The sequence below is a fragment of the Burkholderia sp. JKS000303 genome (assembly GCF_002563755.1).
Lineage (GTDB): Bacteria > Pseudomonadota > Gammaproteobacteria > Burkholderiales > Burkholderiaceae > Burkholderia > Burkholderia anthina_B.
In genome coordinates, this window is sequence record NZ_PDBZ01000001.1 from 3424831 (window position 1) to 3446390 (window position 21560).

6 protein-coding genes are annotated in these 21560 nt (G+C 65.4%); 4 read left to right on the forward strand and 2 right to left on the reverse strand.

Annotated elements, in window-relative coordinates; genetic code table 11:
- The first annotated feature begins 13 nt into the window (after window positions 1–13).
- Complete coding sequence (locus BX604_RS16265; RefSeq protein WP_257146338.1) at window positions 14–12541, forward strand: filamentous haemagglutinin family protein; 12528 nt, start codon at window positions 14–16, stop codon at window positions 12539–12541.
- 220 nt (window positions 12542–12761) lie between these two features.
- On the opposite strand, the gene BX604_RS16270 is transcribed toward BX604_RS16265, so the two are convergent.
- A complete protein-coding gene (locus BX604_RS16270) occupies window positions 12762–14297 on the reverse strand; it encodes a substrate-binding domain-containing protein (RefSeq protein WP_257146339.1) in 1536 nt (511 codons plus the stop codon).
- Window positions 14298–14516: 219 nt separating this feature from the next.
- Window positions 14517–15857 (reverse strand): substrate-binding domain-containing protein, encoded by a 1341-nt coding sequence (locus tag BX604_RS16275; protein ID WP_098551696.1) that lies wholly within the window; start codon window positions 15855–15857, stop codon window positions 14517–14519.
- Window positions 15858–16490: 633 nt separating this feature from the next.
- Between BX604_RS16275 and gspD the strand changes: the two genes are divergently transcribed.
- The 3 genes from gspD to gspF are packed head-to-tail and all read left to right on the forward strand — an operon-like array spanning window position 16491 to window position 21554.
- Window positions 16491–18827, forward strand: a complete 2337-nt coding sequence (gspD, locus tag BX604_RS16280) for a type II secretion system secretin GspD (protein ID WP_098551697.1) — start codon at window positions 16491–16493, stop codon at window positions 18825–18827.
- Window positions 18824–20335 (forward strand): type II secretion system ATPase GspE, encoded by a 1512-nt coding sequence (gene gspE / locus BX604_RS16285; RefSeq protein ID WP_098551698.1) that lies wholly within the window; start codon window positions 18824–18826, stop codon window positions 20333–20335. The genes gspD and gspE overlap by 4 nt, the downstream gene beginning before the upstream one ends.
- Window position 20336: 1 nt before the next feature.
- Window positions 20337–21554, forward strand: coding sequence for a type II secretion system inner membrane protein GspF (gene gspF, locus BX604_RS16290; protein WP_098551699.1), 1218 nt, complete (start codon window positions 20337–20339; stop codon window positions 21552–21554).
- Window positions 21555–21560: the final 6 nt, after the last annotated feature.

The window sequence follows — 21560 nt, forward strand, 5'->3', positions numbered from 1 at the left end:
CGCAATCGCGTTGATGATCGCGGCCATCGCGCCGGTGCACGCGCACGCGGCGGGCATCATGAATCTGGGGCAGGTGGCGGCGCGCGCGCCGGGCGGCGGCGCGGCGGGTGCGGGCGGGTTGCCGGGCGCGGCGAACCTCGGCGTGTCGCCGCAGCAGGCGCTGCAGGCGAGCCAGCCGTCGATCCGCAACCTCGGGCACGCGGCGCAGGCGGTGGCCGCACAGATCGCCGCGCAGCAGAGCGCGGCGGCCGCCGCAGCGGCGCTGCCGTCGACCGTGCCGAACGGTCTGACGCCGGGCGGGTTGCAGGTGGCGGCGGGCGCGACGAACGACCCGAACAATCCAGTGTTGTGGTTCAACGCGAACGCGCCGACGCAAAACGTCGATGCGTCGGGCCACGTGAACGTGGACGTGAAGCAGACGGGCCAGAACGCGGTGCTGACGTGGGAGACGATGAACGTCGGGCGTCAGACGACGCTGAACTTCGACCAGTCGGCGGGCACGCAGACGAACGGCGCGAACAACTGGGCGGTGCTGAACCGGGTGAACGATCCGAGCGGCCGGCCGAGCCAGATTCTGGGGAACGTCACCGCGCAGGGTGCGGTGTACGTGATCAACCGCAACGGCGTGCTGTTCGGCGCGGGCTCGCAGGTGAACGTCCATTCGCTGGTTGCATCGTCGCTCGATCTGCTGAACATGAACAATCATCTGGTGCAGACACCCGATGACGTGGTCGCGAGCAACAAGCTGTTCCTGAGCATGCCGGCCGGCACGACGGGCGGGCTGGCCAGCCCCGAGGCGACCAACCTGACCACGCCGTCCAATGCGAACGTGCCGAACGAGATCCTCGGGCTCGGCAATCTGGCCACGGTCAGCGAGTCGAACCCGTACCCGATGCCGGGCGACGTCACGATCGAGCCGGGTGCGTCGATCGCGACGCACGCGAACGGCACGGTCAGCGACGGCGGCTTCGTGCTGGTGGCGGCGCCGAACGTGAACAATGGCGGGAGCATCACGGCGACCGCTGGCCAGGTCGTGCTGGCCGCGGGCGTGGGCGTGAGCCTTCGGCCGAATCCGAACAGCCCGCAGGTGCTGTTGCCGGAGTTGAGTGGTCAACTCGTGACGGGGAGTGGATTGCAGCAAACGGACGTGACGCCGGCCGGCACGTTGACCAACACGGGCATCGTCCAGGCCGCGCGCGGCAACGTGAACCTGCTGGGTAGTCGCGTCGCGCAGAACGGCGTGGTCGGCGTGACGACCAGCGTGAATACGCCGGGCACGATCACGATTTCGACGGTCGATGAGTACAGTTCGAACAATCCGTTGGGGCAGTCGTACACGGGTGGGCAGCCCGTTGGTTACACCGGTGGGAATGCGGGAGCGGCCGACACGCACCGCGCCGGGCTGCTGAGCTTCGGTCCCGATTCAGTGACGGCGGTGCTGCCGGACAACAACGGGCAGACGGCGACGTCGGCGCCGGGCACGGTCTTCACGCCGGGCAGCATCGCGATGACGGCGGGTGCGGTGTGGCTCGAGGGCGGTTCGCTGATCGAGGCGCCAGGCTCGAACGTGACGGTGGTCGCGTTGACGCCGTCGGCGGCGCACGATGCGACGCCGCCCGGGCAAACCGCGATGCAGGGCCGCATCTACGTCGATGACGGCGCGACGATCGACGTATCGGGCCTCGCGAACGTCGAGCTGCCGATTGCGCAGACGCTGCTGACGGTCGAGCGGATCGGTCAGAACGAACTTGCTGATTCGCCGCTGCTGCGCAACAGCTTCCTGTTCGGCCTGAAGGGCGTGGTGGTCGACAGCACGCTGTCTGGCACGCGCAGCGACGGCGTGCAGTGGGTCGGCAGTCCGATCCTGAACCTGTCGGGTTATGTAAACCTGATTCCGCGCACGGTCGACCAGTTGCTGACGAACGGCGGCACGATCACGCTGTCGGGTAACGAAGTGATGACGGCCGCCGGTTCGTCGATGAACCTGAACGGCGGCTACGTGCACTACGACGGCGGGATGGTGAATACGACGCGGCTCGTCGACGCGAACGGCGCGATCGTGCCGATAGGGCAGGCGAGCCCGTACGACAGGTATGTGGGCATCGCCGGCGAGTTCATTGAATCGCACCCGCGCTGGGGCGTGACGAAGACCTGGTACAACCCGCTACTGAACGCAGGCGTCTACGCGGGCGACTTCATCGTCGGCGGCAATGCCGGGACGCTGGATCTGTATGCGACGCAGGCGCTGGTGCTCGACGGCGACGTTAGCGCGCAGTCGTTTGCCGGATCGAAGCAGGTGCAGGGCGATGCCGAGCCGTCGGGCGGCACGTTCAACCTCGGGCGTGATCCATCGACTGCGCTGTCGTTGGCCGCGTCGGGCAACCTCGCCGGGTTGACACAGGGCGCGCAGGGCGTCAGCACGGGCACCACCGGCACATCGGGCCTCGTGATCCTGCAGGATGCTGCGCCGCAACTGGGCAGTCTGTCACCCGCGTTTTCGATCGACACGCGGCTCGATCCGGTCGCGCTCGGCGCGCTGTCGGGCACTGACCCGGACAACGTGCTGGCCACGACCGTGATCCCGTTGAGCACGCTGAACGCAGGCGGATTCGCGAAACTGAACATCACCGAAGACCAGACCGGCGGCAAGGGGCTCGTGGTGGCCGACGGTGCGCAGCTCAAGCTTCAACCCGGCGGCAGCTTCAATTTCAGCGCGTCGTCGGGCAACGCACTCGTGGCCGGGGCCATGGTCGTGCCGTCGGGCACAATTTCGATCTCGGCCGGCGGCAACATCACGGCCGGCCCGAACGCTGTGATCAGCACGGCGGGTCAGTGGGTCAACAACGACGTGCAGACCGCAGCGGGCACGACACCGGGCAACAGCCAGTTCATCAACGGCGGAAGCGTGACGCTGTCGGGGGCGGGCATCGACCTGCAACCAGGTAGCGTGATCGACGTATCGAGCGGCGGCCAGATGCAGGCGAACGGCCAACTGATGATGAGCAACGGCATTCCGGTCGGCAGCGGCGGCAACGTGTCGCTACGTACCTTTGTCGGGCAGCTCGGTTTTCCTGCCCAATTGCCGTCCGACGATCGGCTGCAACTGGATGGAACGATTCTGGGCTTCGGCTTTTCAGCAGGCGGCACGTTGACGCTGCAGACGCCGGGTTTCCAGATCGGCGGCGATCCGGCCGCGGCGCCATCCTGGGCGACGGTGCTGCCGGTCGATTTCTTTGCACGGCAAGGTTTTGGCAAATACGTGTTGAATGCGCTGTTCGATGCGACCGTCGCACCGGGCTCGACAGTCATGCTGACGCAGCAGAACCTGATTCCGGACGTGCCGGCGTTGCAGCAGGCAGCGAGCGGCGCCGACCTGTCGGCAGGCGGTCTGACGACGATCGGGACACTCGATGCCTATCATCGCCAGCCGACGAACCTGGTCATGACGGGGGGCGGTTATCTGACGTGGCAAAACAACGGCCAGCCAGGCGTCACCGAACCGGTTCCCGTCTATCCCGGCGTGACCGGCAGTGTGAGCGTGGGGCAGCACGCATCGATCGTCGGCGACGCAGGAGCGAGCATCGGGCTAGGCTCGCCCACGCAGGTGACGGTATCGGGTTCGCTGATCGCGCCGGGCGGTTCGATCGCGCTGACGGCGGATGCATTGCCGCAAGGACATGAATTGACCGGACAGTACACCGCGAGCGGCGGCTTCACGAGCGCGAGCAAATCGGTGTGGCTTGGGCCGGACGCGGTACTGGACGTGGCGGGCGTGGCGCTGGGCAATCCGCTGGCGGCGCCGGTCAGGAAGGGATCGACGACGGTCGTGCCGGACACGGGCAAGGTGCTGCCAGGTGGTTCGGTCACGATTTCGGACGATTCGGGGTACGTGGTCGCGCAGGCGGGTGCGCTGATCAATGTATCGGGTGCGTCGGCGAATTTCGACCAATTGCAGGCCGGCGGCGGATACGTCACGCAACCGGTATGGAGCAATGCAGGCTCGATCACGCTGGCGGCTTCCAGCGGTCTCTACTTCGACGGCACGATGAAGGCGCAACCGGGCGCGGCGCAGGCGCAGGGCGGTACGCTGTCGATCCTGCCGCAAGCTAACGCGGTGTCGAGAGCGGTCGGAATGGAGGGAGCGGGCGTTGCGCTGCCAGGGGCCACCGCGCTGCTGATTCAGCAGAGCGGTAATCTGGTGCCGGCGGGCCTCGCACCGGCGCAGGTATTCGATCAGCCACTGACCGGTGTGCTGCAGTTCGCCGCGGACCGGCTCACGGATTCTGGCATCACGACGCTGGTGCTGGGGGACGGCACCGCGCTCTACGCGCCGCCTATCGTCTTCGCGGGCAACGTCGACCTGCATCTGGGTAGGGCCGTGATCATCAACACGGGCCAGCTCGCGGTACTCGGCAGCCAGCAGGTGCAGTCCCTGTTGACCACGGCGGCACCGACAGGCGGCAGCCCTCGTCCATTGTCTGTGCTGTCGGGTCTGTTGCCGGACGGCGTGTCGTCCACGACGGTCGATACTGCAGTCACGATCGATGCGCCGTATGTCGCGCTCGTCGGCCCGTATCTGGGCGTCGGCACGCAGAATGCACCCTTGTCGCCTGCCATGGCACTGGCCGACGGCACGTTGAACGTCAACGCGGCGTTCATCGATCTCGAGAACCAGTTTCAGCTGAGCAACTTCGGCCAGGCGAATTTCACGAGCCGCGGTGACATCCGGCTCAGCTCGACGAACCCGACGGCGTCGGGCAACGGCGCGCTGACGGCTGGCGCGCTGTTCACGCCGGGCAACCTGACGTTCAAGGCGGCGGACCTGTACCCGTCGACCGGCAGCACGTTCATCGTTGATGCGGTCGGGCCGACCGACCCAGTCACCGGCAAGCCGATGCCGACGACGATCACGTTCGAAGCGAACGGCGCGTCCGGCACGCCGCTGTCGGCGGGCGGTACGTTGCTGGTCGATGCGACGCACATCGTGCAGGGTGGCACCGTGCGCGCGCCGTCAGGCGCGCTCGTATTCGGCGTCGGCGATCCGACGAATGCGGCGACGCAGGCGCAGTTCGACAACCTGCCGCTGGTCGCGACCGACTCGGTGACGCTGGCAAGCGGCAGCGTGACGTCGGTGTCGAACGGCAATCTGACGCTGCCGTACGGCACGACCGTGGATGGCGTCGAGTGGCAGTTCAATCCGTTGCCGGGTGTCGTACAGTCCGACCTGAGCGCGCCGCCGTCGAAATTCATCGGCGTGAACGGCAGCAGCGTGGCGCTCGACAAGGGCGCGACCGTCGACCTGTCGGGCGGTGGCGACCTGCAGGCGGCCGAATGGGTGCCGGGCACCGGCGGCACGCGCGACGTGCTGTCCCAGTACAGCGTCAGCTATGCAAACAACGCGACGGGAACGGCGGTACCGGTGAACGCCGGCGCGACGAACGTCTACGCGATCGTGCCCGGAGCGCAGTCGCCCGTGGCGGCCTACGATCCGGTGTTTGCGCAAACGGTTCAGCCGGCGACGAATGCGAACGGCACGGCGGGCACGCAGACGGTCAGCGCAGGCGTGGGACAGGCGTCGCTGACGAGTGCGGTCGGGCAGGCCGTTTATCTGTCGGGTGTGCCGGGGCTGGCGGCGGGCTACTACACGCTGTTGCCGGGCAAGTATGCGACGTTGCCGGGCGCATATCGCGTGACGGTGTCGAGCACGACGGGCAGCGTCGCGCCGGGCGCGAGCGCGGTGCTGCCGGACGGGACCGTGGTGACGGCGGGTTACTTTGCCGATGCGCTGACGGGCAGCCGCAGCGCGACGCCGACGCTGTTCAACGTGCAGTCGGGGCCGGTGTGGCAGCAGTATTCGCAGTACACGATGAAGGGGGCCAACGACTTCTTTACCGCGCAGGCGGCGAAGAACGGTAGTGTGAGTCCCCCCCTGCCGATGGACGGCGGGCAGCTGGTGCTGGCTGCGACGAAGGCGCTCGCGCTCGGGGCGACGCTGAATACGGCGGCGGCGACAGGCGGTGCGCCGGCCGAGGTCGATATCGCGTCGCAGGATATTCAGGTCACGGGCAACGGAAGCGCGGCGCTGACCGGCTATCTGCAAGTGAGTGCGGATGCGCTCGATTCGTTGAACGCGGGCAGCTTGTTGATCGGTGGAACGCGCACGGCCACCACGAAGGGCGTGACGATCACGCCGATCGCGAACAGCGTCGTAGTGTCGAACGACGGTAATACGTCGCTGAAAGGCCCCGAGATTCTGCTGGTCACGAAGACCGATGCGAGCGGCACGGATCCGAATGCAGCGAGCGGATTGCGTGTGGATGCGGGTGCATCGATTGCAGCCGACGGCGATTACCCGGCGGCGAAGGATCAGCCGATCGCGATCGCAGGCGACGGCGCGCTGCTGCGGGTGTCGAACGGCGCGATGGCGCCGCTCACGCGCACCGATAGTACGGGTACGGGGCTGCTGACGGTCGGCGCGGGCGCAACGCTCGCGGGTGGGCAGGCGCTGACGCTCGATTCGTCAGGTAACCTGAAGGTTGATCCGAGCGCGGCGTTGTCGGCCAAGGCGATCACGGTGGATGGTTCTGCAATCACGTTCACGACCACGGGCGGTGCAGCTGCGGCGAACCTGCCGGGCTTCGTGATTGATCCGGCAGGACTTGCGCAGTTCGCGAACGCACAGCAAGTCACGCTTCGCAGTTATGGCGCGATTGGGTTCATCGGTGACGTGAGCGCGACGTTTGGCAACAGCGTCGATTTGAGCGCGGGCATGTTCACGAGCGACGGCGGTCATGTGACGTTGAATGCGCCTCAGATCGCATTCACGAATGAAACCGGGGCACCGAACGACACGGCGACGCCGGGCAGTGGCACGCTGACGGTCAACGCGAAGGAGATTGATTTCGGCACGGGGACGAAGGCGCTGAGCGGTTTCGGAAACGTATCGATGAGCGCGACGGGCGGGATCGTCGGGCAAGGTACCGGTACGTTCGACTTCGGCGCGTTGCCGGTGACGCTTGCCGCACCGGTGTATCTGGCCGATACGAGTTCGGCGTCGACGGTCAAGACGAGCGGTGCGCTGACATTGAATGGCGCACCGGGTACTGCACTGACGAAGACGCCGGTAGGTGGCGCGTGGAGCTTCATCGGCGGCACGCTCGCCGACAACGGCGCGACGATCATGGCGCCGGCGGGCAACGTGAGCCTGGAGGCGACGAGCGGCAACCTGACGATCGGCAGCGGTTCGACGGTGAGTTCGGCGGGCGTATCGAAGCAGTTCTTCGACGTGACGCAGTACGCACCGGCAGGATCGATCGCATTGACCGCAGACCACGGCACGGTGGATGTGCAATCCGGTTCGACGCTCGACTTCTCGGGCGCGACCGGCGGCGGTGCGGCCGGGAGTTTGACGCTATCGGCCCCCCAACAGGTCGTGAACCTGAACGGCACGTTGAAGGGCGGTGCGGCAGCCGGCTACGCGGGCGGTTCATTCTCGCTCGACACGGGCGGCGCAGCCGACCTCGACGGCCTAGCTAAAACGCTCGCCTCAAGCGGCGTGAACAACGCGATCACGATGCATACGAAGGCGGGCAATCTGACGCTGTCTTCAGGCAACACGCTGACTGCGCATACGGTCTCGCTGACCGCGGACGGCGGGGCGGGCAACGCCTCGGACACCGCGAACGGCAACGTGAACGTGCTCGGCACGATCGACGCATCGGGCAACGCGGGCGGGGAGATCGACCTGTACGGCCGCAGCGGCGTGGATATCGAAGGCACGCTGCTCGCGCGCGGCTCGGACGCGAAGCAACGTGGCGGCAAGGTGAACATCGGCACGAGCGCGGTGTTCGACCCGACGATCGTCGACGCGGACGGCCACTCGATCGCGACCAACGCGACCTACGGCTACGAGAACATCGAACGGGCGAACTCGGGCCGGATCGTGCTGGGCGCGAACGCGCTGATCGACGTATCGGGCGGCACGGCCGGCGGCCTGTCGGGCGGCACGGTGAATTTCCGCGCGCCGCTGTTGATGGACGGCACGACCAACGTGACGCTGAACGCGCCGTCGGATCCGAAATACGGAATCAAGGGTTCGCGTTCGACGACGCTCGAAGCCTATGCGGTATGGAGCACGACGGACGCAACGACGGGCGCGCAGCACTTCGACGGTATCGTCGATCCGGCTGGGTGGTACGACGCCAGCGGACATTTGCTGGCCGGCACGTTTACCGCGCAGGGTACGTCGGACACACCCGCGACGTTTACGTTCACGCCGGACGGCACTGGCGGCGGAACCGTGAAGAACGACGCGACCGGTGCGACGTCAACGGTGACGCAGGCGCAATTGCAGAGCGGTAATGCGACGATCGGCTTCGACGGGTTGCAAGGCATGTTCTTCGCCCCGGTATCGGGCGGCGCGAACGTGGATCACCAGACGTTCTACGGCTACGGGAACGGCGACGTGACGAACGGGCCCGGCACGTTGATGGGTTTCGTCCAGCACGGACTGGACGGCGTCGCGACCCAGTTTGCCGGGACGCCCGTCGCGAATTTCCGCGTGGTGCCGGGCATCGAACTCGACAATCCGAGTCCCGCGATCAATGGCGGCGACATCTCGATCCTGACGAACTGGAATCTGGGCGCGGGCGAATCGCCCACGCAACTGGCGTACCGGTTCGACGGCCAGGCGCCGGATATCACGTTCCGGGCTGAAAACAACGTCAAGGTTCAGGCAAGCCTCACGGACGGGTTCTTCCAGATCGTCAATCCGACCGCGCCGCCGTTGACAACCGTGACCATCACGCCGCCGTCGCCTTACGACTTTCATGATCTTTACCGTCGCTTCTACTACAACAGGTACTGGAAATATCATCTCGCCTATGGCGGCGATTATGGTCCGAAATACGGGTTTTCCTACAGCCTTGCGGGCCAGAACAAGACCCAGTTCAACAGTTTCATCCAGGCAGCTGCGTCGTCGACCGTGTTTGCCGGCGGGGATCCCGAGGCGATCGCGCAATACTATGGCGAGTACAAGGAATATCTTGATTACGTCATGGGTCCAGGTCAGCCGACGGTGCTGGGGCTTGGTGCCAGGGACGGGTTCTTCAACAACCCTGTTGTGAAGGGACAACCTACGTTTACAGAAGCCGTTCCAACAGTTGCGGAAGAAACGAGTCACCCGGGCTCGTATCTCGCCTATCTTCAAAGCTACGAAAGCTATATAACCGCCATCGAAGCATTCGTAAATGTCCCATTGAGCCCAAAGCCAAATATCGCCCAGCTGCAACCGCCACCCGTTGTACTGACGGCGCCGATACAAGCCGGAACGACCACGGTTGGCCATATTCCTACCGACAATACGCCGTCGCCTGTCGCAACATCGAACAATGGCCTGCCTGTCCAGTCATCGACACTCAACGGCGGGGCCAGCACTTCCTGGCGAGTGGTCGCGGGCGCGGATTCGACCAGCGCGAATCCGCTTGCCGTTCAGGCGGCATCGCTGTTTCCTTCGGTTAGCACGGGAAGCGTGACGGTCGATGGGCACTTTTCCTATTCGGATTCGAACGGGAGCGTACTGACCGCTCCCACGACCATTCGTACCGGTGCAGGCTCCATCGATATCGCAGCGGGAAACAACATTGCGTTACTGGACAACGTCGCGCCGGGCGTCATCTACACAGCCGGTACGCCGACCGCAGCGGCAGGTGCGCCGGGTGTGGGAACCGCGGCGACGATCGTGAAAGGCAATGCGTCCCAGGGGCGCCCCGACATTCTCGTTTCCTCGAGCGTCAACCCGGATTCGGCGGGAGATATTTCCATTCACGCTCAGGGTGACATCACGGGCGTCGAAAACGTGATCGACCAAACCGGTGCGATATCGGGCTGGAAGGGCAACAACATCAGCCAGTTCTGGTGGCAGTGGATGGAGATCGGCAATCCGGTCGGCTCCGTCGGACTCGGCACGCCCGTGACGCAGACGGTTCAGACGTCGATCAACTTCGGCGGATTCGATCAAGGCGTGATGAGCGTCGGCGGTAACGTCTCGGTGACGGCCGGTGGCAACATCACGGATCTGGCGGTGTCGCTGCCCACCACGTGGTACCTGACCCAGGCCAATACGGATACGCCGACCGTCAATACGGTAGGCGGCGGCAATCTGTCCGTGCGCGCGGGCGGAAACATCCTCAGCGGCGACTACTTCGTCGCGAAAGGGACGGGAACGATCACTGCAGGCGGACGGATCGGCACGGACGGTGTGGATTACACGACCTATAGCTTGGATAATGCCGTTCGAGGATTGGATCCCATCGTCTCCTTGGGGCAGGTCGGTACGGTATTGGCGGTTCAGGACGGGGTGCTGAACGTCAGTGCGCGTCAGGGCGCGAATATCGGCGGTGTACTCGATCCGTCATACTCGGACGCGACCGCGGCCGCCGTGCGAGATTACCACCAGCAAGCCGACGCCCAGGGCTATTCGTCGACGTCGGCGGTCAATGTGAATGCCGTGACGGGCAACATCGACTTTGGAACGTTGGGCACGACGTTGGCGGGTGCGAACACGACTTTGCCCGCCAGCCTGAACCTGACCGCCTTCACCGGGGGGATCGCGCTCGATTCCGCCAGTACGCTTTATCCGTCGGCCACGGGCCAATTGAATCTGATCGCGGACCAGACGATCAACTTCTCGAACATCGCGCTGAGTGGCACGACGTTCGGCATGTCTGACTCGGATCCGTCATCGATGCCGTCGCCGACGAAACCTCAGGCGACGCCCAACGCGCACGCCTCGACCGCACTGCATGCCGACGATACGGCGCCGGCGCGTATCTATAGCCTGAACGGCAGTATCGTCAACGGGGTCCTTCAGCCGGCCGGTACAGCCGACGCGGGGCGCTACGACAACCTGGTCACGGTCGGTATCGATAAGCCGACCGTGATTCAGGCTGGGCAAGACATCGTGAACCTGGCGTTCCTGGGGCAGAACCTGCGTCGTTCGGACGTGACGCGCATTGTGGCCGGGCGCGATATTTACGACGCACCTGCGAACGGAACGGTGCCGGCGCTGGTGATAGGTGGCCCCGGCTGGTTCGACGTGCAGGCTGGACGCAATATCGGGCCGTTGACGACGGCGGGTGTGGCTGCAGGCGCCGCACTGACCGGGATCGACGCAATCGGCAACGCGAACAACCCGAACCTGCCGCACGAGAGCGCGAACGTCAACGTGCTGTTCGGCGTCGGGCCCGGCGTCGATTTGCAAGGGTTCATCTCGACCTACATCGCGCCTGGCAGCGCGGTGGCCGGCGTGCCGGGCGCGACGCCGGCGCTGATCGCGTTCATGCAGGACTACGACGCCGGGCAGATCGTCGACACCGGGCTGGCCAGGGACAAGCAGGACGCGCTGGCGAAGGTGAGCCAGATGACGGCCGATGACGCGTGGAAGCAATTCCAGGCGCTGCCGTCATACGTGCAGCAGTTCTTCGCGGAGAAAGTGCTGTTCGGCGTGCTGACGCAGGTCGGCGAGGATTACAACAATCCGGCCAGTGCGTATTACCAGAAGTACGCGCGCGGCTACGAAGCGTTGAACACGCTGTTCCCGGCCTCGCTCGGCTATACGGCGAACCACCTCGACGGCGGTGGCAATGGCGCGAACCAGCCGGTGAGCACCGGCAACCTCGACATTCGCAGTACGACGATCCAGACGCAGCAGGGCGGCAACATCTCGATCCTCGGGCCGGGCGGGCAGGCGCTGGTGGGTAGCACGTCGGCGCCGCCGCAGATCGTCGACGGCAACGGCAAAGTAGTCGCCGGCCCCGGCACGATGGGTATCCTGACGCTGGAAAAGGGCGACGTGAACATTTTCACGGACCAGAGCGTGCTGCTCGCGCAAAGCCGGATCTTTACCGAGCAGGGTGGCGACATGACGATCTGGAGTTCGAACGGCGACATCAACGCGGGCAAAGGCGCGAAGTCGTCAGCTGATGTGCCCGCGCCACTGTATGTGTGTGATGCGAACCACTATTGCACGGTCGACGCGCGCGGCGAAGTGACGGGTGCGGGCATCGCGACGCTGCCGAGCGCGGGCGTGGCGGCGGGGACGGTGAACCTGATCGCGCCGCGCGGCACGGTGGACGCGGGCGACGCGGGCATTCGCGCGGGCAACCTGAACGTTGCGGCACTGCGAGTGGCAAACGCGGACAACATCCAGGTGACGGGAAAGGCGACCGGTATCCCGATGGTGCAGGCGGTGAACACGGGCGCGCTGACCGCGGCGAGTTCGGCGGCATCGGCGGCGAGCCAGATGGCGCAGGACCTCGCAAGGAACAACGCGGCGGGCGGCAATCAGCGGCGCTGGACGATCTCGGTGCAGGTGGAAGGTTTCGGCGAGACCAACGGCGACGATCGGCGAAAGCGGAACAGGGCCGAACAAGTCGGATACGACTCGTCCAATGCCGTTTCCATTCTGGGATTCGGCAAGGTTGGTGCATCTCAACGAATGGCGCTCAGCGACGAAGAACAGCGGAGGCTGGGGAAAATGTAGGTTGCGGACGGTGTGTCGCGAGATGCCGGAATAACCTCGCCGAGCGTGCTACTCGGCGGGGGGCGGGTAAAGCGTCTGGCATTTTCGCTCGCGTCACGATTTTTTGTTGGCGTTGAAGCCGCCGGCTTCGACACGTCGCCCGGACGGGTTTTCCTATCAATTGCGCCCCCCGTCGAGTCCTCTGGGAGGCGCGTCTACTGCGTTTTGAACAGCTCACTGATTATCGACCGGCGTAAGGTCGGCAAGGGCCCACTGCGCCGCCGGTTTTGATGTTCAGGCCGCTGCCGGGCGTCAGGAAGTCAGCCTTGATGGCAGTGGAGAAGACCGACGGCACCGTATCGAAGCCGTTGCCGTGAATGATCGCGGCATTGCTGAAGTAGTGCAGGTTCAGGAAGTCGACGACGGAGGCGGCGACCGACGGGCTGCTGCCAGTATTCGCATAGCACTGGCTGAGGATGATCTGGCTGGTGCCCGAAACCGGGTAGCCGGTCGTCGGGTTGCTGGCCTGCGGCACCCATTGACGCGGGTCGGCGGCGTTGGCGCCCGTGGGCACCGTTACCGTGCCGAGTGCCACGGTCGCGTTTCGGTACGTCGGCGCGACGTCCTGGTTGGTCGTCGCGTTACGCAGGCTCGCCACGGACAGGTTGTTTATCTGGGCCGGCGCGCTCGACGGTGCGAGAAACGTGTTGGTGTACGCGGGACTCAGGTAGCTGATGCCGGCACCTGCAAGCGCCAGCAGGCTGGCCGCGACACCGCCGCTGCCGGTTGCCGACTTGAACGTCCACGGAACGCCGGCGGTGAACAGGCCCGCGAAGTTCTGCGTTTCCGAGAAGCTGATGTTCGAGTTCGCGGCCACGGTGACGCCGTTGCGAACGAACGGCGTCGTGTGGCAGACCTGCGCGAGGTGGGCGGTCAGCAGGTCGGTCGTGCCGCTGTTGTCGGCACGATAGACGACCGTGATCGGGGCGTTCAGCGTGTAGGTGCTGGCGCCGCTGGTGATATCCGGGTTGACGACCTGATTCCAGTTCGTCAGCTTGCCCGAGAAGATCCCGCACAGATCGTCGTCGTTGAGCGCGACCATCGGCGCCGACAGGTGGCTCGAGTTGTTCGGATCGACCAGCTTCGGTCCCGTGCCCGTCGGCGCGTTCACGAGGGGAATCGTGATCGGTGTAACGACGTACGGAATCTGGATCAGCGGGCCGTGGGTGACGCCGAGACCACCGGTCGACGTATAGGCCGAGATCTGCGCCGACGACAGCGGCGCATCGCTGTTCGCGAAATCGACCGGGCCGGATGCGGTGATCATGGAGCCAGCACCGACGGCGGTAAACTTCGTTGCGTCGTTGGTCAGGAACGCGGTCTGACCCAGGCCTGAGCTGGCGGACCAGTACGCGATCGAGCCATCGGCAACCGGGAAATTGGCCGGGAGGATTTCAGTGCTGATCAGCGGTGTGACCAGCGACGAACCGCCGCCGAGCAGTGGCGGAGCAGTCTGCGCCATCGCGGCCGAAGCACCGATGGTGGAAATGACGAAAGCGACAGCTTGACAGATCTTGCGCTTGCTGGATTCCATGAGAATTTTCTCGAACGAAGATAGACGGGAAGCCTGCTGATTCGCAGCCGGAGTGTCGTGTTGGCCGTCGAATCTGTCGGGCGAAACAGGAAAATTTCGGTCAAACGTGCGATTGACTGCCCTTGGTCTCAGGCGTTGGATGCACGTCTCGATCGGTCGGGGATCGCTCTCGACTTGCTGCATCGTGTTTTGCGATTCCAGTGAACTTTTTCCATGTCCCATCTCGGGTAAAAGGCTGCGAATCGTCGGCTGGATAATTGTTATCTAGGTACTCCATGCCATTGCGACGCCAAGGACGAGTTTCCGATGGCAGATTGAATATTTTCAGTAGGACGAATGAAATAACGCCTCCCCGAAGCTTCCGGGGAGGCGCGTCTACTGCGTTTGTAAACAGCTCGTCGATTACCGGCCGGCGTAATTCTTGCAGGAGCCCACGGCACCGCCAGCGCTGATGTTCAGGCCGCTGCCGGCCGTCAGGAAGTCAGTCTTGATAGCACCGGAGAAGGTCGACGGCACCGTATCGAAGCCGTTGCCGTGAATGATCGCGGCGTTGCTGGAGTAGTGCAGGTTCAGGAAGTCGACGACGGACGCGGCAACCGACGGGCTGCTGCCAGTGTTCGCGTAGCACTGGCTGAGGATGATCTGGCTGGTGCCCGAAACCGGGTAGCCGGTCGTCGGGTTGCTGGCCTGCGGCACCCATTGGCGCGGGTCGGCGGCGTTGGTGCCCGTGGGCGGCGTCACCGTGCCGAGTGCCAGGGTCGCGTTCTGGTACGTCGGCGTGACGTCCGCGTTGGTTGCCGCGTTACGCAGGCTCGCCACGGACAGGTTGTTCGTCTGGGCCGGCGCGCTGGACGGTGCGAGGAACGTGTTCGTGTAGTCCGGGCTCAGATAGCCGACACCAGCACCCGAAAGCGCCAGCAGGCTGGCCGCGACACCACCGCTGCCGGTTGCCGACTTGAACGTCGAAGGCACGCCGGCGGTGAACAGGCCCGCGAAGTTCTGCGTTTCCGAGAAGCTGATGTTCGAGTTCGCGGCCACGGTGACGCCGTTGCGAACGAACGGCGTCGTGTGGCAGACCTGCGCGAGGTGGGCGGTCAGCAGGTCGGTCGTGCCGCTGTTGTCGGCACGGTAGACGACCGTGATCGGGGCGTTCAGCGTGTAGGTGCTGGCGCCGCTGGTGATATCCGGGTTGACGACCTGATTCCAGTTCGTCAGCTTGCCCGAGAAGATCCCGCACAGATCGTCGTCGTTGAGCGCGACCGTCGCCGCCGACAGGTGGCTCGAGTTGTTCGGATCGACCAGCTTCGGCCCCGTGCCCGTCGGCGCGTTCACGAGGGGAATCGTGATCGGCGTGACGATGTACGGAATCTGGATCAGCGGGCCGTTGGTGACGCCGAGACCACCGGTCGACGTATAGGCCGAAATCTGCGCCGACGAGAGCGCTGCATCGCTGTTCGCGAAGTTCACCTTGCCCGTCACCGTGACCGTGCCGGCGTTGAACTGCGACGGATCGTTGTTCAGGAAGGCCGTCTGGCCCTTGCCGGAACCGACCGAGTAGTAGGTGATCGTGCCGTCGGCAGCCGGGAAGTAGGCCGTCGTGATTTCGGTGCCGATCGTCGGTGCGACGAGCGACGAACCGCCGCCTTGCAGCAGCGGAGCGGTCTGCGCCATCGCAGCCGAAGCACCGATGACGGAAATGATGAGAGCGACAGCTTGACAGATCTTGCGCTTGCTGGATTTCATGAGAATTTCCTTAGACGAAGATAAACGAGAAGCTTGCTGATTCGCGGCCGGAGTGCCGTGTTGACCGCCGAATAAATGTAGGGGGAAATGCTTAAATCGCGTGTGAATTTTTCATAACGAATGGTGCGCAACATTTTCAACGGTTACGCGATTCGATTATTCGGCTTGATAAAACCTGTGAGTGCGGTCGATTCACATGCGAATGCGCATCTGGAGTGCCGACCCATGACACGCATGTCGTGCGCTTAACCCGGTACCAAGTCGTCTTCATGGCAAAAGCTACGGAACATTTCTGTCGCAACGAATTTCCCGAACTTATTCCCGATGTCTGCTGCTCGAATATCAAATGAAAAGCGGAATCGACGAAGAATATTATTTTCGAGATTGATTAAAGAATGTCGATGACAAATAAAACCCCGCCAGCGAATAACCCCGCCCGCCCAAAAAGGTAGCCCAACATCCGTCACAAATTTGCGCTGCTTCGATCCTTAGTCTTTCCCGGCACTTCCATTCGGCACGCATCACGCCGACGGACTCGACCCGCAAACGCGGCCAGCGAGGTGAATGCCGGAGTCCCGACGCGCGCGTCGGCCGCGTTCGCCAAGCCTGTCTGCCGCTCGTCACCCAGCCCAGATGACACGCACCCGCTCCGGTTTCGGCCGTCTCTCGTTTCGTTGCACGTGGTTGGCCATCGGTCTCCTCGTCGTTCGGTTCGCGCACGCGCAGGTGCTGCTGAACTTCACGAACGCCGACGTGAACCTGGTCGCGAAGGCGATCGGCGCGGCCACCGACACGACGATCATCGTCGACCCGCGCGTGAAAGGGCAGATCAACCTCGTGTCCGACAACGCAGTCACGCCGGAGCGCGCGCTGAAGAGTCTCGAAGCGTCGTTGCGGATGCAGGGCTTCGCGCTCGTGCGCGACCACGGCATCCTGAAGGTCGTGCCGGAAGCCGATGCGAAACTGCAGGGCGGTCCGACCTACGTCGGCAACACGCCGCGCGCGAGCGGCGACCACGTGATCACGCAGGTGTTCCGCCTGAAAAACGAATCGGCGACCAACCTGCTGCCGGTGCTGAAGCCGCTCGTCAGCCCGAACAACGCGATCGGCGCGTACCCGAACGACAACGCGATCGTCGTCACCGACTATGCGGACAACGTGCGCCGCATCGCGGAGATCATCAACGGCATCGACGCGGGCACGTCGCAGAAGGTCGCGGTCGTGCCGCTGCATCATGAAAGCGCGGTCGATCTCGCGCCGGTCGTGCAGAAGATGCTCGACCCGAGCGCGACCGGCAACACCGATGCGACGCTGAAGGTCTCGGTCAGCGCGAACCCGCGCCTGAACGCGCTGCTGCTGCGCGCGACGGACCCGGGCCGCATCGCCGACGCGAAAGCGCTGATCGTGCAGCTCGACGCGCCGACGCGCGTGCCGGGCAACATGCACGTCGTGCGGCTGCAGAATGCGAATGCGACCGAGCTCGCGAAAGTGCTGCGCGGGATGATGGGAATGGCGGCCGACACCGGCACGTCGTCGTCCGACAAGTCGTCGCTGAAGCGCTTCAGCGACATGGATGGCAGCTCCGGCAAGAACGGCACGGGCAGCGCGAGCACGTCGACCGGCACGCCGGGCCTGCCGCCGCTGCCCGGCACGACCGACGCCGCATCGACGGCCGCGAACGGCGATCCGGCGACGAGCCGCGGCGGCCTGCTCGCGGGCGCGACGGGCGGCACGGACACGAGCGCCGGCACGATCCAGGCCGACCCGGCGACGAACTCGCTCGTGATCACCGCGCCCGAGCCCGTCTACCAGAACATTCGCAACGTGATCGAGCAACTCGACCTGCGGCGCGCGCAGGTCTATCTCGAAGCGATGATCGTCGAGCTGACCGCGACCGATGCCGCGAATCTCGGCGTGCAATGGCAGGGCGCGCTGCAGTCGGGCAACGGCAACAACGCGCTGTACGGCGGCACGAACTTCAACACGTCGACGAGCCAGGGCATCGTGAACCTGACCGCGCAAGGCCAGTCGCTCGGACAGACGCTGTCGACCGCGACCGCCACGACCCTGCTGAACAACGGCATCAACATCGGGTTGCTGCACCGGTTCGGCAAGTTCTTCGGGCTCGGCGCGCTGGTGCAGGCGCTGGCGACGGTCAGCAACGCATCGATCCTGTCGTCGCCGAACCTGATCACGCTCGACAACGAGGAAGCGCGCATCGTCGTCGGCGCGAACGTACCGGTGCAGACGGGTTCGTACTCGACGGCGAGCGCGGTGTCGAGCACCGGCGTGAACGCGTTCAACACGTTCGATCGCAAGGACGTCGGCATCGTGCTGCACGTGAAGCCGCAGATCTCGAAGGGCGGCGTGATCCGGATGCAGATCTACTCGGAGGACTCGTCGGTCGATGCGACGTCGATCAACAATCCCGGCGGCGTGACGATCATCAAGCGCTCGGTGCAGTCGACGGTGCTGTCCGACGACGGCGAGATCATCGTGCTCGGCGGGCTGATCCAGGACAACTACTCGGACGGCAACAACAAGGTGCCGTTTCTCGGCAACCTGCCGCTGATCGGCTCGCTGTTTCGCGCGGAGAGCAAGAACCGCACGAAGACCAACGTGATGGTGTTCCTGCGCCCGGTGATCCTGCAGGACAGCGACACGACGGCGGCGATCTCCGGCGACCGCTACGACCTGATGCAGCGGCAGATGAACGACTACCGGTCGGACAACCGGATCGAGCGCGATCGCAACAGTCCGGCGCTGCCGCCGCGCGCGCCGGGCCCTGCACAGGGCGCGCCGGCCGCGGCGGGGATCTTCGATCTGGGCCGGATGACGCGCCAGGAATCGGCCGCGCCGGATGCATCGCCGCGCGGTGTGGAAGGCGGGCAACCCGGTGCCCGCGACGAACCGGCGCCGCCGCTCACGGCCGCACCGCCCGCCATCGACGCGACGCAGGGGCAACCATGAGCACGGATGCGCTGATCCAGTCCGTATCGTCGCCGCCGGCTGACGCGCATGCCGGTGCACGGCAGCCGGTATTGCCGCTGCCGTACGGTTTCGCACGCAACGGCCGGATCCTGATCGCAAACGAAACCGCGCGTGCGCATCCGGACCTGCATGAGGTGTGGATCAGCGATCGCACGCCGCCGAGCGCGATCGCCGAGGTCGCGCGGCGTATCGGCCGCCTGTCGCTGGTGTGCGTGGCCGACGACGTGCTTGCCGACGCGATCAACCAGGCGTACGCGCGCCAGGACGGCAGCGCGGCGCAGATCGTCGGCGAGGTCGAAGGTGAAGTCGACCTGTCGCGCTTGATGCAGGACATTCCCGAAGTCGAGGATCTGCTCGAATCGGAAGACGACGCGCCGATCATCCGGATGATCAACGCACTGCTCACGCAAGCGGCGCGCGAACAGGCATCGGACATCCACATCGAGCCGTTCGAGAACGCGTCGGTCGTGCGCTTTCGCGTCGACGGCACGCTGCGCGACGTCGTGCGCCCGAAGAAGGCGCTGCACGGCGCGCTGATCTCGCGGATCAAGATCATGGCGCAGCTCGACATCGCCGAGAAGCGCCTGCCGCAGGACGGCCGCATCACGCTGCGCGTCGGCGGCCGGCCGGTCGACGTGCGCGTGTCGACGTTGCCGACCGGGCACGGCGAACGCGCGGTGCTGCGTCTGCTGGAAAAGGATGCGGCGCGGCTGAATCTCGAAGCGCTCGGGATGGGCCGCGACACGCTCGGCCAGTTCGACAAGCTGATCGCGCGCCCGCACGGGATCGTGCTGGTGACGGGGCCGACCGGTTCGGGCAAGACGACCACGCTGTACGCGTCGATGTCGCGGCTCGAAACGGCGACGACCAACATCATGACCGTCGAGGATCCGATCGAATACGACCTGTCCGGCATCGGCCAGACGCAGGTGAACGAGCGGATCGGGATGACCTTCGCGCGTGCGCTGCGTTCGATCCTGCGTCAGGATCCGGACGTGATCATGATCGGCGAAATCCGCGACCTCGAAACCGCGCAGATCGCGGTGCAGGCCTCGCTGACGGGCCACCTCGTGCTCGCGACGCTGCACACCAACGATGCGGCGTCCGCCGTCACGCGTCTGACCGACATGGGCGTCGAGCCGTACCTGCTCGCGTCATCGCTGCTCGGCGTGCTCGCGCAGCGTCTGGTGCGCCAGCTCTGCCCGGTGTGCAAGGAAGAGCGGCAGGAAGACGGCCGCACCGTGTGGCATCCGGTCGGCTGCGCGAAGTGCGGCCATTCGGGCTATGCGGGCCGGCGCGGCGTATACGAACTGCTGGTGATCGACGACGCGATCCGCTCGCTGATCCACCGCAACGCGGCCGACGCGGAGATTCTCGCCGCGGGCCGTGCGGAAGGCATGCGCACGCTGCGCGACGACGCCGAACGCTGGCTCGCGGCCGGCGCGACGTCGCTCGAGGAAGTGTTGCGCGTAACGGGAGGACACTGACATGTCGGCATTTCGCTACGAAGCGATCGACCCCGCCGGCCGCACGCTGAAAGGCGTGCTGGAGGCGGACAGCGCCCGCGCGGGGCGCAGCCAGTTGCGCACGCAGGGCTTGATTCCGCTCGTCGTCGAGACGGCCGCGACGCGCTTGCACGGCGAGCGCAGCCAGCGCCTCGCGCTGGGCCGCAAGCTGTCGCAGCGCGAGCAGGCGATCGTCACGCGCCAGCTCGCGAGCCTGCTGATCGCGGGGTTGCCGCTCGACGAAGCGCTGTCGGTGCTGAGCGAGCAGGCGGAGCGCGACTACGTGCGCGAACTGATGGCGTCGATCCGCGCGGAAGTCGTCGGCGGCCATTCGTTCGCGAACGCGCTCGAACAGCATCCGCGCGACTTTCCCGACATCTATCGCGCGCTCGTCGCCGCGGGCGAGCACACCGGCAAGCTCGGCATCGTGCTGTCGCGGCTGGCCGACTACATCGAGCAGAGCAATGCGCTCAAGCAGAAGATCCTGCTCGCGTTCACGTATCCGGCCGTCGTCACGCTGATCGCGTTCGGCATCGTCACGTTCTTGCTGAGCTACGTGGTGCCGCAGGTCGCGAACGTGTTCACCAGCACGAAGCAGCAGTTGCCGTTCCTGACGGTGCTGATGCTCGCGCTGTCGGATTTCGTGCGGCACTGGTGGTGGGCGGCGCTTGCCGCGTTCGCGGCAGTCGTCGTCGCGATCCGCAAGGTGCTGTCGCAAGCGGGCCCGCGGCTCGCGTTCGACCGCCGGCTGCTGCGCACGCCGCTCGCGGGCCGGATCGTGCGCGGCTACAACACGGTGCGCTTCGCGAGCACGCTCGGCATTCTGACGGCCGCCGGCGTGCCGATCCTGCGCGCGCTGCAGGCCGCGGGCGACACGCTGAGCAACCGCGCGATGCGCGCGAACATCGACGACGCGATCGTGCGCGTGCGCGAGGGCTCGTCGCTGTCGCGCGCGCTCGGCCATACGAAGACGTTTCCGCCGGTGCTCGTGCACCTGATCCGCTCGGGTGAAGTGACCGGTGACGTGACGACGATGCTCGACCGCGCGGCCGAAGGTGAAGCGCGCGAGCTGGAGCGCCGCACGATGTTCCTGACGAGCCTGCTCGAACCGCTGCTGATCCTCGCGATGGGCGGCATCGTGCTCGTGATCGTGCTCGCGGTGATGATGCCGATCATCGAGCTGAACAACATGGTGCAGTGATGCGCG